Origin of the sequence: Pseudomonas morbosilactucae, assembly GCF_023241665.1 — a bacterium.
Classification (GTDB): domain Bacteria; phylum Pseudomonadota; class Gammaproteobacteria; order Pseudomonadales; family Pseudomonadaceae; genus Aquipseudomonas; species Aquipseudomonas morbosilactucae.
Window position 1 is genome coordinate 85589 of sequence record NZ_JALQCX010000018.1, and the last position, 16911, is coordinate 102499.

Sequence of the window (16911 nt, forward strand, 5' to 3'; positions counted from 1 at the left end):
TTATTATTCTCCCCGTAGGGTCCGGTTGCAGAGCCGGCGTCAGGCGTCGGCACTCACAACTGCAAACCTGGACAACGCCCAGGTTTGCGGGGGTTTACGACTGCTGGGTCCGCACCTGGACCGGACCGAAAAGCACCTGAGGCAGCGGCGGCCAATCGGTATCGAGCAATCCCGTGGAAACGAGCATCCTCCTGCGCCGTCGGTATTGCAATGCTGGCGCGACCGGCAAGTCACAGACTGCGCCACAAGCGGTACAAAGTGTCACCCTGGCCGTACCACATCCGTCACGCGGTGCCGTTCCAGAGTCCTCCGAAACGCAGCTAAGCCCTTGATTCATCTGGCTCGCAACGCACTGGCCCGACCTTTGCTCTACGCTATTCAAGCGCAACAGCGCGTCCTCCCCAATAAGCACAAAAGCCAGGAGTTACCCACCATGCGTTACGCACACCCCGGTACTGAAGGCGCTATCGTTTCGTTCAAGGCCAAGTACGGCAATTACATCGGCGGCGAATTTGTAGCGCCGGTCGATGGCAACTATTTCACCAACACCTCGCCGGTCAACGGCAAGCCGATCGCCGACTTTCCGCGCTCCACCGCCAAAGACATCGACAAGGCGCTGGACGCCGCCCACGCCGCCGCTGACGCCTGGGGCAAGACCTCGGCCCAGGACCGCTCGCTGGTGCTGCTGAAAATCGCCGACCGCATCGAACAGAACCTCGAACTGCTGGCCATCACCGAAACCTGGGACAACGGCAAAGCGGTCCGCGAAACCCTCAACGCCGATATTCCCCTGGCTGCTGACCACTTCCGCTACTTCGCTGGCTGCATCCGCGCCCAGGAAGGCAGCAGCGCCGAAATCAACGAACACACCGCCGCTTATCACTTCCACGAGCCATTGGGCGTGGTCGGCCAGATCATCCCGTGGAACTTCCCGCTGTTGATGGCCGCCTGGAAACTCGCGCCAGCCCTGGCCGCCGGTAACTGCGTGGTGCTCAAGCCGGCCGAGCAGACGCCACTGGGCATCAACGTGCTGATGGAGCTGATCGGCGACCTGCTGCCACCGGGCGTACTGAACGTGGTTCACGGTTACGGCAAGGAAGCGGGCGAAGCCCTGGCCACCAGCAAGCGCATCGCCAAAATCGCGTTTACCGGTTCCACACCGGTGGGCTCGCACATCATGAAATGCGCCGCCGACAACATCATTCCGTCCACCGTGGAATTGGGCGGCAAGTCGCCGAACATCTTCTTCGCCGACATCATGAAAGCCGAGCCGCAGTTCATCGAGAAAGCCGCCGAAGGCCTGGTGCTGGCGTTCTTCAACCAGGGCGAAGTGTGCACCTGCCCATCCCGCGCACTGGTGGAAGAATCGATCTACGATGACTTCATGAAAGTGGTGATGAAGAAGGTCGAGTCGATCAAGCGTGGCGACCCGCTGGATACCGACACCATGGTCGGCGCCCAGGCGTCCGAGCAGCAGTTCGACAAAATCCTCTCCTACCTGGAAATCGCCAAAGGTGAAGGCGCGCAGCTGCTGACCGGCGGCAAGGTGGAGAAACTCACCGGCGACCTGGCCACCGGCTATTACATCCAGCCAACCCTGCTCAAGGGCACCAACGAAATGCGGGTGTTCCAGGAAGAAATCTTTGGACCGGTGGTGAGCATCACCACTTTCAAGGACGAAGCCGAAGCCCTGGCCATTGCCAACGACACTGAGTTCGGCCTGGGTGCCGGCCTCTGGACCCGCGACATCAACCGTGCCTACCGCATGGGCCGCGCCATCAAGGCCGGGCGTGTGTGGACCAACTGCTACCACCTGTACCCGGCACACGCCGCGTTCGGCGGCTACAAGAAATCCGGCGTTGGCCGTGAAACCCACAAAATGATGCTCGACCACTACCAACAGACCAAAAACCTGCTGGTGAGCTACGACATCAATCCACTGGGCTTCTTCTGATCTGCTCTCCCGGCGACCTCGGTCGCCGGGAAGCCTTCCCCGCACCACTCACCCATCCCTGCTCCCCGGCGCCCTTGAGACCGCCGGACGGGCACCTGCTGGCAAAACATCAGCCACTCGCCACACCGTCGTGCACAAAGCCCCGAGGGCTTTGCTAAAAAAATAAGAAGGGAGATCGCAATGGATCAGATCGGCAACTACGTGCTCTACCTCATCATGCTCTGCGCCGTACTGGGCGCCTTTGCCGCCATCTACGACAGCGAGCAAGGCCTGGGCAAAGAATTCATGGAAGGCATCCACGCCACCGGGCATATCTTCGTGCCCGCGGCGGGGATCATGGCCTCCATCCCCTACCTGACCTTGGTCATCGAAAGTGTGTTCGGCCCGTTTTTCAACGCCCTGGGCGCCGACCCGGCCCTGGCGGCGACCATGATCATCGCCTCGGACATGGGCGGGTATCAGTTGGCCTCGGCCTTGGCCGCCAGCAAGGAAGCCCTGGTCATGGCCCTGATCACCGGTTTCATGGGCGGCGCCACCATCGTGTTCTCGATTCCCATGGGCTTGGCCATGCTCGACAAACGAGACCACAAATACATGGCCTTGGGCATCATGTCCGGCATCCTCACCATCCCCATCGGCGTACTGATCGCCAGCGTGATCCTGGCGTTCAGCAACCCGTTGGTACGGGACCTGGTCAGCACCAATGGCGAAGCGGCTTATCAGCTGGCCTTGGGCCTGAGCCACATTTACGCCAACCTGCTGCCCATCGTGATCTTCGTCGTCGCCCTGGCCCTGGGCCTGCGCTTTCTGCCGGACATGATGATCAAGGGCTTCATCATCTTTGGCCGTGGCATGGACGCGGCGATCAAGCTGGTGCTGGTGTTCTCCATCGTCGAGTACTTCACTGGGTTCTTCTCCCTGGTGTTCGGCGGCTGGGGGTTCCACCCGATCATCGCCGACGCCGAGGACCAGACCCGCGCCCTGGAAACAGCCGGCTACATCGGCATCATGCTGGCGGGGGCCTTCCCCATGGTTTACCTGCTGCGCAAATACCTGGGCACGCCTTTGGAAAACCTCGGCGGCAAGATCGGCCTCAGTGCCGTCGGCAGCGCCGGCATGCTGGCCACCATTGCCAATATCCTGGCCATGTTCCGCCTGGTGCGCTTCATGCCGCCCAAAGACAAAGTGATCAACATCGCCTTCGGCGTGTGCGCGGCGTTCTTGCTGGGCGATCACCTGTCGTTCACCGCCAACTTCCAGCCGACCATCATCCTGCCGGTGCTGATTGGCAAGCTCAGCGCCGGCTTTATCGCCGTCGGCCTGGCCTACTGGCTGTCGGTGCCCAAGGCCCTGCAACTGGAGGCCCAGGACCGGGCAGCGGGGATCATCGCCGCAGGGGAATACTTGGGCGCGCCAGCGGCCGATGCGCCACTGCCCGTCGGCCAGAAAGCCACGGTTTGACCTCGACAGCGGCAGGCGCTCATGGCAAAACCAGAGCCTCTGCCGGTGATTCCTGACGCCAGCGCCCGAGCCACAGGGCTGGCATCCTGATTGCAGCCTTCGGCATTGCACTTTCATCGTTGGAACGGAGACTGAGATGGCAAGTTTTTCCCACAGCGTCGGCACCCAGACCTATCGCTTCGATGGCCTCAAGGACGTCATGGCCAAGGCCAGTCCGGCACGCTCCGGGGATTATCTGGCCGGGGTCGCCGCCCTCAATGACGGCGAGCGGGTGGCCGCGCAAATGACCCTGGCGGACATTCCCTTGAAGCACTTCCTTGAAGAGGTGCTGATCCCCTACGAAGCCGACGAAGTCACCCGGCTGATCATCGACACCCACGACCCTCTGGCCTTCGCCACCGTCAGCCACCTGACCGTCGGCGGCTTTCGCGACTGGCTGCTCAGCGACGCCGCCGACGAGCAGAGCCTGCGGGCCCTGGCGCCGGGCCTGACCCCGGAAATGGCCGCGGCGGTGTCGAAGATCATGCGCGTCCAGGACCTGGTGCTGGTGGCACAGAAAATCCGTGTGGTCACCCAGTTCCGCGGCACCCTGGGCCTGCGCGGGCGCCTCTCCACCCGCCTGCAACCCAACCACCCTACCGACGAGCCGGCAGGCATCGCCGCGAGCATTCTCGACGGCCTGCTGTACGGCAACGGCGACGCCATGATCGGCATCAACCCGGCTACCGACAGCATTGCCTCGATCTGCGCCTTGCTGGAAATGCTCGACGCGATCATCCAACGTTATGAAATCCCCACCCAGTCCTGCGTGCTGACCCACGTCACCACCTCCATCGAGGCCATCAACCGTGGGGTGCCCCTGGACCTGGTGTTCCAGTCGATTGCCGGCACCGAGGCGGCCAACGCCAGTTTCGGCATCAACCTGAATGTCTTGCAGGAAGGCTATGACGCCGGCCTAAGCCTCAATCGCGGGACCCTGGGGCAGAACCTGATGTACTTCGAGACCGGCCAAGGCAGCGCGCTGTCGGCCAACGCCCACCACGGCATCGACCAGCAGACCTGCGAAACCCGTGCCTATGCCGTGGCCCGGCACTTCAAGCCGTTTTTGGTGAACACCGTGGTCGGCTTTATCGGCCCCGAGTACCTGTACAACGGCAAGCAGATCATCCGTGCCGGCCTGGAAGACCACTTCTGCGGCAAACTGCTGGGCGTGCCCATGGGCTGTGACATCTGCTACACCAATCACGCCGAAGCCGACCAAGACGACATGGACACCCTGCTGACCCTGCTGGGCGTGGCCGGAATCAACTTCATCATGGGCATCCCCGGCTCCGACGACATCATGCTCAACTACCAGACCACGTCCTTCCACGATGCGCTCTACGCCCGGCAGACCCTTGGCCTGAAACCTGCACCTGAGTTCGAACAGTGGCTGGCCAAGACCGGGATCTTTACCCAAGCCGACGGCAAGGTACATTTTGGCCACAACCTGCCGCCGGCCTTCCGCCAGGCCTTGGCACAGCTGGGATAAGGAACAGGTTTATGGATAAGCACCCTACCGACAGCCAGAACCCGTGGCTGGAACTGCGCCGCCTGACCCCGGCGCGCATTGCCCTGGGCCGCACCGGCACCAGCCTGCCAACCCAGGCCCAACTGGATTTCCAGTTTGCCCACGCCCAGGCCCGGGATGCCGTGCACTTGCCGTTCGAACATGGCGCACTGGCCAGCCAATTGGCCGAGCGCGGCCGCGACAGCCTGCTGCTGCACAGTGCCGCCACGGATCGCCACACCTATTTGCAGCGCCCTGATCTGGGGCGTCGACTCAGCGATCAATCGGCACAAACCCTGCGCGACCATGCCGCGGCCCATCCGGGCGGGGTCGATCTGGCAGTGGTGGTCGCGGACGGCCTGTCGGCGCTGGCCGTGCATCGGCACACCTTGCCGTTTCTCGCTCGCCTGGAAGAACAGACCGCCGCCGAAGGCTGGTCGCTGTCGCCGGTGATCCTGGTGGAACAGGGCCGAGTGGCGGTGGCCGATGAAATCGGCGAATTGCTGGGGGCCAAGATGGTGGTGATTCTGATCGGTGAACGCCCGGGCCTCAGCTCGCCGGACAGCCTGGGGCTGTATTTCACCTACCAGCCGAAAGTCGGCCTCACCGACGCGTACCGCAACTGTATTTCCAACGTACGCCTGGAGGGCCTGAGCTACGGCATGGCCGCCCATCGCCTGCTGTACCTGATGCGCGAGGCCTGTCGACGGCAACTGTCGGGGGTCAACCTGAAAGACGAAGCCCAGGTGCCGACCCTGGACAGCGATGCATCGGCAGCGCTCACGGGCAACTTCCTGCTGGGCCCGCCGCCCGGGTGATTTTGCAAGACGATTGCGCTTTTTACGCGCTTTGGGCAGCATCCGAGCACGGCTGCACCGAGTAATGAACCGTTTGCCGTCACATCCACTTGAAGTTGAGAGCCACCATGCGGATTACTCAAGCAACCCTCGAACACTTGGATTTGTTGACCCCGTTATTCGTCAAGTACCGCGAATTCTATGGCGCCCTGCCCTATCCGGACTCGTCCCGGGCCTTTCTGGAAAAGCGCCTGCGCCGCAAAGAGTCGGTGATTTACCTGGCACTGTCCGATGACGACAACAAACTGCTCGGCTTCTGCCAGCTGTACCCGAGTTTCTCGTCCCTTTCACTCAAGCGGGTGTGGATTCTCAACGACATCTACGTCGCCGAGGATGCCAGGCGCCAATTGGTGGCCGACAACCTGATGCGTACCGCGAAGAAGATGGCCAAGGAAACCAACGCCGTGCGTCTGCGGGTATCCACCAGCAGCAACAATGAAGTGGCACAGAAAACCTACGAATCCATGGGTTTCCGTGAAGACACCGAGTTCAAGAACTACACCTTGCCCATCGGCGAAAACTGACCCCAAGCGGCGCCGAGGGGCTCTCTGCCTCGGCGCCGGACCCCACGCCACGCGACATCCCCCGCTACAATCTCAACGCGCAATTCACATCTCAGTCTTTATAATGCCGACCTCTTCGGACTGTAAGAAAACCTACATCCCCCTTGTAGTCCCTTACTCCGACTTATCGCACAGGCCCGCTGAGCCGGGCTGTCACCACAGGTGCCTGCATGGATTTCAACCCGATCGACCTCATCCTCCATCTCGACGTCTACCTCGACATGCTGGTGAACAATTACGGGCCGTGGATCTACGCCATCCTGTTTCTGGTGATCTTCTGCGAAACCGGCCTGGTGGTGATGCCCTTCCTGCCGGGCGACTCCCTGCTGTTTATCGCCGGCGCCGTCGCAGCCGGGGGCGGCATGGACCCGGTGCTGCTGGGCGGCCTGCTGATGCTCGCCGCCATCCTCGGCGACAGCACCAATTACGTGATCGGCCGAACGGCGGGCGAACGCTTGTTCAGCAACCCCAATTCGAAAATCTTCCGCCGCGACTACCTGCAGAAAACCCACGACTTCTATGACAAGCACGGCGGCAAGACCGTCACCCTGGCGCGTTTCCTGCCGATCATCCGCACCTTCGCGCCCTTCGTCGCCGGCGTAGCGAAAATGCCCTACCCGCGCTTTGTCTTCTTCAGCGTCGCCGGCACCATCCTCTGGGTCGGTGGCCTGGTAACCCTGGGCTACTTCTTCGGCAACGTGCCCTTTATCAAGAAGAACCTGTCGCTGCTGGTGGTGGCCATTATCCTGCTGTCCCTGGTGCCGATGATCATCGGCGTGTTCCGCAGCCGCTTCAGCCGCAGCCCAGCCAAAACCGAAAGCCACTGACGGCCATGTGGTCCCTCAGCGCCTGGCGGCGCAAGCGCACCCTGGCCAAGCACCCGGTCGCCGATGAAACCTGGCAGCGGGTGCGAGACCACCTGAGCTTCCTCGACGGCATCAGCGCCGCCGAAGACCAGTGGCTGCGCGAAGCCAGCGTGCTGTTCCTAGCGGACAAGCACCTGACGGCCTTGCCCGGCGTCGAACTGCACCAGGAACAACGCCTGCTCCTCGCAGCCCAGGCCCAATTGCCGTTGATGTACCTGGGCGACCTGAACTGGTACCAGGGCTTCCACGAAATCATCCTGTACCCCGACGACTTCCTCAGCCCCCAGCGCCATCGCGATGCCAGTGGCATCGAACACGAATGGGACGGCGAACACAGCGGCGAAGCCTGGCAACAGGGCCCGGTGATCCTGGCGTGGCCCGGGGTCATGGCCAGCGGCGGCTGGGAAGGCTACAACCTGGTAATCCACGAGCTGGCGCACAAGCTGGACATGCTCACCGGCGACGCCAACGGCTTGCCGCCGCTGCACAGCGACATGCGCGTCAGCGACTGGGCGCAGGTGATGCAAGAGGCCTACGACGACCTCGACCAGCAGTTGGAGCTCAACCCCGACGCCGAAACCGCCATCGACCCCTACGCGGCGGAGAACCCTGCGGAATTCTTTGCCGTGACCAGCGAATACTTCTTCAGCGCTCCGGACCTGCTGGTGCAGGCCTATCCGAAAGTCTATGAACAGTTGCAGCTGTTTTACCGTCAGAATCCACTCGCCCGACTCCGGCAACTTCAGGCCAGCGATCCGGTCTATCAGCCACACGATCAAGTGTTGTAGGTCGGTACGAAAACTCGTCGAGCAAAGGTCAGCCTGTTTCTGCTGGATGCCGAAGACACCCGACGGGCAGCATGATCGACGCGCAGGCCATTTTCGTGCAGAACCTACGACCCTTGGTACGTGGCGTCGGTAGCGGAGTACGTCTATAATCGCCGCCACTTTTTGGTCAATCCGGCCAAGTCATTTGGTCAACTAACGGGGGCAAAGCCCAATGAGCTACAGCAAGATTCCGGCTGGCAAAGACCTGCCGAACGACATCTACGTCGCGATCGAAATTCCGGCCAACCACGCGCCGATCAAATACGAAATCGACAAAGACAGCGACTGCCTGTTCGTTGACCGTTTCATGGCCACCCCGATGTTCTACCCGGCCAACTACGGCTTTATCCCCAACACCCTGGCCGACGACGGTGACCCCCTCGACGTGCTGGTCGTGACCCCTTACCCAGTGGCCCCGGGCTCGGTAATCCGTGCGCGTCCGGTCGGCATCCTGCACATGACCGACGACGGCGGCGGCGATGCCAAAGTCATCGCTGTTCCACACGACAAGCTGTCCCAGCTGTACGTGGACGTGAAGGAATACACCGATCTGCCAGCCCTGCTGCTGGAACAGATCAAGCACTTCTTCGAGAACTACAAAGACCTCGAAAAAGGCAAGTGGGTGAAGATCGAAGGTTGGGGCGACGCAGAAGCAGCCCGCGCCGAGATCCTGAAGTCGGTTGCGGCTTACAAGGGTTAAGAGCAGTATCTAGCGCTTAGCCATAAGCGTTAAGAGAAAGCCCCGGTGATTCGGGGCTTTTTTGTGGGCGCCAGAAAGCGGCCCAGCCACCCTTCCTTGCACTTTTTCCACCTCCAAGCCCTCTGGAGCGCGCTTCGCACTGGGAATCCCCGGCAAATATGCGTATGCTGCGCACCACATTTGCGCATCGACCCGCCCTGCGGCCAGATCGCTCGACGAAGCGGATGATTTTCTCGCCCAGTCCCACAGCCAGCCGCAAGAGCTGGATGTACGTTTTGAAGGCTGGTGCGGTTTACCAAAAATGAACCAAGCCAGTCCCCGAGAAGCCGGCCACAAGCCGGCTTTTTAATGCCCGAAGCAAATTCACCCGCCCCGCAGGTGTTCAGCGCGGCAAATCGGGCATTCACGAAAGAAAAGCTTTCGCATATTGATCCGCCATATGAAAACATGAGCCCTTCAGCGAATTGCCAACGTGCAGTTCCCCAGGACGGGATGAATCTCCAATGGATGGATATGCAATGAACGCCTACCCAGAAAATGCCTTGCAACAGGCTGGATTCAGCAACAGCAGTGCCAAGCAACGACCCGAATTCTGGGTCAAGCGCTCGCTTATCGGCTCACTGCGCATTCGTTTCGATGGGGGCCCTTCGTACCCGAAAATGGTCGAGGACCTGCGCCAGGCCCTGAACAACCATGGTCGCCTGGTACGTCGCGGGGAACGGCTGTCCGGCTCGGACTGGGTGCACCGGATCAAGAAGCACCAGGGCCCGCTGAGCGAATGCCAGGCGTCGGCCATCGAGACCTTGATGGCCAAATAGCCAGCCTCGGCGACTCAGATCTCCGCCGTTCTTCTTGCTCTCTTCAGGCGCCCCATGAAAAACACATTGATATCGGCATTCGCGCTGATCAGCCTGAGCGGTTGTGTCGGCGCCTGGGTAGAGATGCCCATTAAAGTCACCAGCAAAACCCCGGCCCACACCCAGCTCACCTACCGCGAGCAAACACCGGTGATCACCCGCACGGTGCGCTTTTCCGAGCAGCGCGAATGGTGCGGCACCACCGTCTGGGCCCTGCTCGTCCCGATCCCGCTCAAACTGCCGGTGTGCCATTCCTACACCGAGTATGCCTACGGCAACGACATCAACGGTCAGGAAGCAGAACTGCTTTACACCCAGCAAAGCCTGTCCGACCCGTTTTACGCCTGCGGCCCTTTCATGTTCTTGGGGCCGCTGATGCACACCTACGACGGCAATGCGCTCTGCGGACAATTTCGCTGAGGACGTGGCCTATTAGCGTTGCCGAGGATGTTCGCTGACGGCCGCACCTGAAAGTCACCAGCTTGCCAACGCACCCTTTGCCCCTGGTGCATATCACCGTCTATTGCGGACAAGAGCCATCACTGAGCTTGCTCACGCCAGAGCAAGCCACATAGAATGATAATCCTTCCCATTTGAACCGTTGAGTGCGTCATGCCGAGCCAGGATCCCGTGCTGCAGGAGCAAGTCAGCAGGATTTACCAGGAGCAGCACCGCTGGCTGCAGGGCTGGCTGCGACCGCGGGTTGCCTGCCACCACTTGGCTGCCGACCTGGTACAGGACGTGTTTGTGCGCATCCTCGGCACCCGCGACGCCTCGAGCAAGTTGAGTGCGGTGCGCGAACCACGGGGTTACCTGGCAACTATCGCCAAGCGCATGATGATCGATTATTTCCGCCGCCAACGCCTTGAACGGGCCTGGTTGCAGGTGCTGGCCGAGCAACCGGAAATCAGCGCCATGTCTCCGGAAACCCGCTTGATCTTGCTGGACACCCTGTATGAGCTGGATGCCATGCTGGCGGCGCTGGGGACCAATGTGCGCAAGGCTTTCCTGCTGTCGCAACTGGATGGCATGACCTACAAGGCGATTGCCGAAACCCTGGGAGTGTCCCTGGTCACGGTCAATCGTTACATCGCCAAGGCCGTGCAGCATTGCATGCTCTACAGCCTGCGCAACGAGCTCGAACTCTAAACATGCCACCCATCAGCGCCGCCCAACTGACCGCCCTGGAACAAGCCGCCCATTGGTACAGCTGCCTCAATGACGAGGCCGCCACCGAGGCCGACCGACTGGCCTGGCAAACCTGGTTGCAGGCCGCACCGCTGAACGCCTGGGCCTGGGAACAGGCCGAACGCTTGCAGCAACGCATGCTGCGCGTCCCCGGCCCCCTGGCCGAACGCACCCTGGACTTGGCCGGACGTGAACGCCAGACGAGCCGGCGTGGTGTGCTCAAGGGCTTGGCCCTGGTGATCGGCGGCAGCACCCTCGGCTGGGGCGGCTATCGCCAGGCCAGCCAGGGCCCGTGGCTGGCCGACTACCGCAGCCAGGTGGGCGAACGCCTGCCCGTGACCCTGGAAGACGGCAGCCAACTGCTGCTCAACAGCGACAGCGCAGTGGACATTGTGTTTGATGGCCAGCAACGCCTGGTGCTGCTCAAGCAGGGGGAAATCATGGTGACCACCGCCGCCGATCCCCACCAGCGCCCATTCAGCGTGCAGACCCGCCAGGGCCGGGTATTGGCATTGGGCACGCGCTTCACGGTCAGGGAACAAGACACAACCACGACCGTGGCCGTGTTCGAGCACAAGGTGCAGATCACCACCCACGAAGGCCAGACCCAACTGCTGACGAGTGGCCAGCGGTGCCAGTTCGATCGTCAGGCCGTACACGCCCCCACCACGCTGGATTTCGCCGAAGGTGCCTGGAGCCGTGGCTTGCTCGTCGCCAACGATCAGCGTCTGGAGGCTTTCGTCGCCGAACTGGGGCGCTACCGCCGAGGTTGGCTGCGCTGCGATCCCGCTGTGGCCGACTTGCGCATCAGCGGCACTTTTGATCTGCGCGACACTGACCAGATCCTCCGTGCCTTGTCCGGTTCGTTGCCGGTGCGTGTGGTGCAACGCACCCGTTACTGGGTCAATCTGGTACCCGCCTGACGCGTCTGACGAAAAAATCTTCAACGCCAATGATATTAATTCCACTTCTCGTTCGACTTATGGAGAACGGCCTATCTGTGCGGCCCGACACCTGAAGAGAACCACGTCCATGACAGCCCTGCTTCCACCCGCATTGCCCCCTCTCTCCACCCACCCTCTACACCTGAGCCTGCGCCGTGCACTGCTCTGCGGCGCCGTCATGTTACCCCTGGCCCTGTCGGCAAACGCTTATGCAGAGCCTGCCGGCGAGCAGGCCTATCACTTGGCCCAGGGGGATCTCAGCCAAGTGCTGACTCGCTTCGCGGCCGAGGCCGGCGTGGTGTTGTCGTTCGATGCCAACCTGACCCGTGGTCGCCAGAGCCCAGGGCTCGAAGGTCGCTACAGCATCGATGCGGGCCTGAATCGGTTGCTCAACGGCAGTGGTTTACAGGCCATCCGCGAGAGCGACGGCCGTTATAGCCTGGCGCCGCTCACCGAGGCCAAAGGCGCGCTGGAACTGGGGGCGACCACCGTGACCGGCCAGCAATTGGGCGCGACCACCGAAGACAGCGGCTCCTACACCACCGGCAGCATGCAGACAGCCACCAAGCTGCCGCTGTCGATTCGCCAGACCCCGCAATCGGTCAGTGTGGTCACTCGCCAGCGCATGGACGATCGAGGCATGCAGACCATCCATGACGTGGTCAAGGACGTTCCCGGGCTGACCCTGTCCAACGATGGCCCGGAACGCCCCACCTATTACGCCCGGGGATTCAGCGTCGACAACATCCTTTACGACGGCTTGCCGACCACCGTCGCCAGCTACACCTCTCGGGACACCATCGCTGCCACCGAAACCGCCATGCTCGACCGAGTGGAAGTGGTTCGCGGCGCTACCGGGCTGATGACCGGTTCCGGCAGCCCTTCAGCGGCCATCAACCTGGTGCGCAAACGGCCGACCAAAGAAGCCATGGCGAGCATCAGCGCCGGCGCCGGCAGTTGGGACAACTACCGTGGCGAGCTGGATGCCTCCAGCGCCCTCAACGACGCGGGGACGGTACGTGGGCGCGCCGTCACCAGCTATCAGGTCAAGAACAGCTTTCAGGACGTGGTGAACAAGGAACACAGCCTGTTCTACGCCATTACTGAGTTCGACCTGACGGACGCCACCCTTTTCACCTTCGGTGCCTCCAACCAGAACCTGAACAACAACACCGCCTGGGGCGGCGTGCCCACCGGCAGCGACGGCCGCGACCTGAAGCTGTCACGTTCGACCTTCCTGGGTAACGACTGGGGCCGCTGGGACCAGGACAACAACAGTGTGTTCGCCGAGTTGGAACAGCGCTTCGACAATGACTGGAAGCTGCGCCTGGCCGCGACCAAGAGTTGGTCCAAGCTCGACCTGTTCGCCTCCTATGCCACCGCAGGCACTGGCAACACCTTCGACCAGATGACCGGCAAATTCCGCTACGAGAATGACCAGAGCAGCTACGACGCCTTCGCCAGCGGGCCGTTCCAGCTCCTGGGACGCGAACACGAACTGGTGCTGGGAGCCAGCCATCGCCGGGAAACCTTCGAGGGCTACGGCACCACGGTAGTCAGCGCCAGGGACATCGACATCTACAACTGGAACCCCCATACCGTGGCCAAGCCTGCCGTCAACATGAGCGCTTGGCAGCAACAAAGCGAGACCGAGCAGACCGGCACCTACGTCACCGGCCGCTTCAGCCTGGCAGACCCTTTGCACCTGATCCTCGGCGCCCGCCTGGACTGGTACGACTACCAGATCGACACCCTGGGCAGCAACACCAAGACTGACAAGGTCACGCGCAATGTCACTCGCTACGCGGGGCTGATCTACGACCTGAATGACACTTACTCGGTGTATGCCAGCTACACCGATATCTTCAGCCCGCAAGGGGTGGTGGACGCTGACAACTCGCCCATCAAACCCATTACCGGCAAGAACTACGAAGCTGGGATCAAAGGTGAATATTTCAACGGCGCCCTCAACGCCAGCGCAGCGGTGTATCGCATCGACCAGGAGAACCGCGCCTCCATCGTCAATGTGGGGTGCACCCCGGCCGGCACCACGTGTTACGTGGCCTCGGGAGAGGTTCGCAGCGAAGGCCTGGAACTGGAAGTCAACGGCGCCCTGACCAACCGTTGGCAGCTATCCGCCGGCTACACCTACAACTCGGCCAAGTACCGCAAGGACGCCCAGGCCAGCAATGAAGGAAAACTGTTCAACAGTGACCTGCCGCGGCACCTGTTCAAGCTCAACACCACGTACACCTTGCCGGGTGCATTGGAGCGCTGGCGGGTCGGCGGTGGCCTCACCAGCCAGAACACCACCTACAACAAGGGCGACGGTTATCGCATCGAGCAAGAGGGCTACACCCTGGTGGACCTGATGCTGGGTTACAAACCCACCGACCACCTCGACCTGCGTTTAAACGTCAACAACGTCTTCGACAAGAAGTACTACCAGAGCATCAACAGCAACACCTGGAACGCCTTCAACGTATATGGCGATCCACGTAACTTCATGCTTTCGGCCAAGTACAGCTTCTAAGGCCCCACCACCCTGTCGACACGCCGAAGCCCGAGGGTTTCGGCGTTCGCATGTCCGCACTGCCATCTGCGGACGCCGGGCTCGACTCCTCGCTTTAAACCGCTGCGTTGATGGGCCACCGCCCCATCAACGGGAACCCACGCCCTCACGGGTAGTTAAAGGTCTTCACCAGTGTCAGCTCGCCCGGGGCGCGCATGGGGACGATGAAGGATTCGATCTTTTCGCTCGGAGTGCCTTCTTCGGTAATAACGGTGACTTGGGCGGTGGTCAGGGCTTGCACCGCGTTGCTCTGGCCGCCCTCCTCGTCGTCATCGCTGCGGTAGCCGCCGCCGTAGTAGTTCACATAGACCAGGTACTGGCCCTTGAGCGGCGCGGGCATGGCGGCGATTTCCGGGCCGTAGCCGGTGGTCACGTCCACGTCCAGGGTCGCACCGTTGGGCACCACCCGGTCGCCGTACCAGACATGGGCGCCGTCCGGGGTGATCAGGTGCAGGTCGAGGTCGGTGTTGTCACTGTCCCAGGACAGCAGCACGCGCAGCTTCGGCGGCGTGGCTCCGCCGCCGCTGTTGAGGAACTGCACGCGCTTGCGCTGTTGGCCGTCAGGGCTGCGCACTTCCACGCTGTTGCTGCCATTGGGGAAGGAGAACGGCCGATCGAAGCCACCGGCACTGTCGATTTTCAGCGGCATGCTGATGCCGTTGACGATCAGCTTGCCGGGCTCCCGTGCATCCTTGGGCGCAGCTTTGATCTGCCCGCTAATGCGCGCGGTGTCGGCCTGCCCCTGGGGCGTGTTGACCGATGAGGCCGGGTAGTTGACGGTCTGGGTGAACTGCTCGCCATCGGCCGAGCCGCTGCGCCAACCGCCCTTGGGGGTGTCGAGTCGAATACCGCTGTCGGCCAGGGCCGACGGCAGGCTGAACAGTCCACAGAGGAACAGGAGGACCGGGGGAGCAGGAAATTTCATGGCCTATTCCAGTAAAAGGTGACGGGCAAGCCCTTCGATGTAGGTTTCATCCTGGCCGTTGGGGTGGGCTTCAAAAGCCAGGTGCAGGTATTCGTGGGTCAGGTCCAGGCGGTCCTGCAGCGACAGCACGCCACGCACATAGATACGCTGGCGTTCGCGGTCCACATAGGGCCGGCCGAAGGCCAGGCGGCACACGGCGAATTGGCTGACTTCGTTGTAGCCGACTTCGTTTTGCAGCGGCTGGCGCCAGCGCGGACGTTGCTTTTGCAGCCAGTCCTGGGCCGCCGGCAGGGGTTCGCAGGACGCCACCGGATTGTCCCAGCGGCTGAGGCTGGCGCGCGGGTAAGCATGCAGCAGGATGCTGTCGTAGCGCTGGCCGGCTTGAGCCTGTTCCACGGCCTGCTGCCAAGAGAGTTTGTCCGGGGCGCTCAGGTCAGAGTGGTAAGTGACTTGAGTACCCGCCAGCACCAGGTCGCTGGTCCAGGCGGCGATGCGCCGGGCGTCAGCCGTAGCTGGGCGCGGGGCGACCCGTTGCTTGCCGCTGCTGTCGTCGATGCTCAGGCATTCGCCACGGCGCCCAGCGTTCTGCAGCAGGTAGGTGCGGATGGCCACGGCCAGGGCCTTGGCCGCCTCAACCGGCTCGCTGCTGGCTTCACGCTGCAAGACCCGGGCGACGTATTCCTCCCGGTCCAGGCGGGCCACCAGACGCGACGCTCCCGCCTCCTGCAGCAGGAACAACTCACCGGCGCTGTGGATATCCAACTGGTTGCCATTGGCAAACTCAACCCGGTAATCGCCTTGCAAGGCACCGGCTGGCACCGCCCGGCCCTGTTGTGTCAGGCGTTGCAGCGGGTAGCGGGCGAACAGACTGACTTCCACGCAGCGCCCTTTATCCATAGGCGGGTTGGTCGGCAACAGGCTGGCGAGGGCCTCGACATGGTCCTTCAGCACTCGCTGGCTGGTGCCCCGGCCGCCCGCCCAGAGCGGCGTGCCATCCACCAGCCAGCCGGCAAAACCGCCCTGGCGCGATTGCACGTCCTGATCTCCCAGCCAGCTCCAGGTCTTGACCCGCAAGCGCCCACCGAGGGCGCCGACCAGCCTGCCGTCTGCGGCATTGAGCACCACGTCCAGCAGCACCCGGCGCGCCTGATCCTGGGCCGGCATCAGCGCCAGCATGCGCAACAGCTCGTGCACCGGCACCCGGGTTTGCGGCTGCAATTGCTCAAGGTCCAGCAACCACTCAGGGGCCTGACGCGTCTGCCAGTAGTGGCGCCAGTCGGCCGCTTGAAGGTTCAAGCGCCGGGGTTCGAAGTACAGGCCGCAGGAGCGCACCAGCGCCTGGTCGCGGGCGATGCTGCCGCCCACGGTGCAGCAGTAGACTTCTTCCTTGCTCTGGCCCAGGCAGTCGTAGGCCGGCTCATGGGCGCCGGTGTCCACCAGCCAGGCATAGACGAAGAGTTTCCACACACTGCCCAGCGGGGTTTGCAGGTCGGTCGGCAAGGGCTCGCGGGCCAGTACCTGGGTCGTGCCCAGTTGCACCAGCTCGCTGCCCTGGCCGCTTTGCCAGGCCAGGCGCAGCGGCTCGTCCTGGGCTGTTGCCAGCACCGGGATCAAGCACAACCACAACCAGGCCAAACGCCGCGTCATG

At 62.4% G+C, this 16911-nt stretch carries 15 protein-coding genes; 13 read left to right on the forward strand and 2 right to left on the reverse strand.

Annotated elements, in window-relative coordinates:
• The first annotated feature begins 433 nt into the window (after positions 1-433).
• From exaC to M1B35_RS11515, 13 genes are all read left to right on the forward strand, one after another.
• On the forward strand, positions 434-1954 hold the full coding sequence (gene exaC, locus M1B35_RS11455) for an acetaldehyde dehydrogenase ExaC (protein WP_123334644.1): 1521 nt from the start codon (positions 434-436) through the stop codon (positions 1952-1954).
• A gap of 180 nt (positions 1955-2134) precedes the next feature.
• Entirely contained in the window at positions 2135-3415 is a 1281-nt protein-coding gene (eutH, locus tag M1B35_RS11460) for an ethanolamine utilization protein EutH (RefSeq protein ID WP_123334642.1), read from the forward strand.
• Between the two features lie 136 nt (positions 3416-3551).
• Positions 3552-4946, forward strand: coding sequence for an ethanolamine ammonia-lyase subunit EutB (locus M1B35_RS11465; protein WP_123334640.1), 1395 nt, complete (start codon positions 3552-3554; stop codon positions 4944-4946).
• 11 nt (positions 4947-4957) lie between these two features.
• Positions 4958-5782 (forward strand): ethanolamine ammonia-lyase subunit EutC, encoded by an 825-nt coding sequence (gene eutC, locus M1B35_RS11470; protein WP_268261973.1) that lies wholly within the window; start codon positions 4958-4960, stop codon positions 5780-5782.
• Between the two features lie 107 nt (positions 5783-5889).
• The gene (locus M1B35_RS11475; RefSeq protein WP_123334636.1) at positions 5890-6345 is read left to right on the forward strand and encodes a GNAT family N-acetyltransferase; all 456 of its coding nucleotides are present in this window, start codon (positions 5890-5892) and stop codon (positions 6343-6345) included.
• Positions 6346-6554: 209 nt separating this feature from the next.
• Complete coding sequence (locus tag M1B35_RS11480) at positions 6555-7211, forward strand: DedA family protein (protein WP_123334634.1); 657 nt, start codon at positions 6555-6557, stop codon at positions 7209-7211.
• Between the two features lie 5 nt (positions 7212-7216).
• Entirely contained in the window at positions 7217-8038 is an 822-nt protein-coding gene (locus M1B35_RS11485; RefSeq protein ID WP_123334632.1) for a M90 family metallopeptidase, read from the forward strand.
• A gap of 211 nt (positions 8039-8249) precedes the next feature.
• The gene (ppa, locus tag M1B35_RS11490; RefSeq protein WP_123334630.1) at positions 8250-8777 is read left to right on the forward strand and encodes an inorganic diphosphatase; all 528 of its coding nucleotides are present in this window, start codon (positions 8250-8252) and stop codon (positions 8775-8777) included.
• Between the two features lie 518 nt (positions 8778-9295).
• Positions 9296-9595, forward strand: a complete 300-nt coding sequence (locus tag M1B35_RS11495; RefSeq protein ID WP_268261974.1) for a hypothetical protein — start codon at positions 9296-9298, stop codon at positions 9593-9595.
• Between the two features lie 54 nt (positions 9596-9649).
• Positions 9650-10054 (forward strand): hypothetical protein, encoded by a 405-nt coding sequence (locus M1B35_RS11500; RefSeq protein WP_123334625.1) that lies wholly within the window; start codon positions 9650-9652, stop codon positions 10052-10054.
• Between the two features lie 192 nt (positions 10055-10246).
• Positions 10247-10783, forward strand: coding sequence for a sigma-70 family RNA polymerase sigma factor (locus M1B35_RS11505; RefSeq protein WP_268261975.1), 537 nt, complete (start codon positions 10247-10249; stop codon positions 10781-10783).
• Between the two features lie 2 nt (positions 10784-10785).
• Entirely contained in the window at positions 10786-11745 is a 960-nt protein-coding gene (locus tag M1B35_RS11510; RefSeq protein ID WP_268261976.1) for a FecR domain-containing protein, read from the forward strand.
• Positions 11746-11854: 109 nt separating this feature from the next.
• Positions 11855-14299, forward strand: a complete 2445-nt coding sequence (locus tag M1B35_RS11515) for a TonB-dependent siderophore receptor (RefSeq protein ID WP_268261977.1) — start codon at positions 11855-11857, stop codon at positions 14297-14299.
• Positions 14300-14444: 145 nt separating this feature from the next.
• Here the strand turns inward: M1B35_RS11515 and M1B35_RS11520 are convergent, their stop codons facing one another.
• Together M1B35_RS11520 and M1B35_RS11525 are read right to left on the reverse strand one after the other, a co-directional pair.
• Positions 14445-15263, reverse strand: coding sequence for a YfaP family protein (locus M1B35_RS11520; RefSeq protein WP_123334623.1), 819 nt, complete (start codon positions 15261-15263; stop codon positions 14445-14447).
• A gap of 3 nt (positions 15264-15266) precedes the next feature.
• Positions 15267-16910, reverse strand: a complete 1644-nt coding sequence (locus M1B35_RS11525; protein ID WP_268261978.1) for a DUF2300 domain-containing protein — start codon at positions 16908-16910, stop codon at positions 15267-15269.
• Between the last annotated feature and the right edge of the window lies 1 nt (position 16911).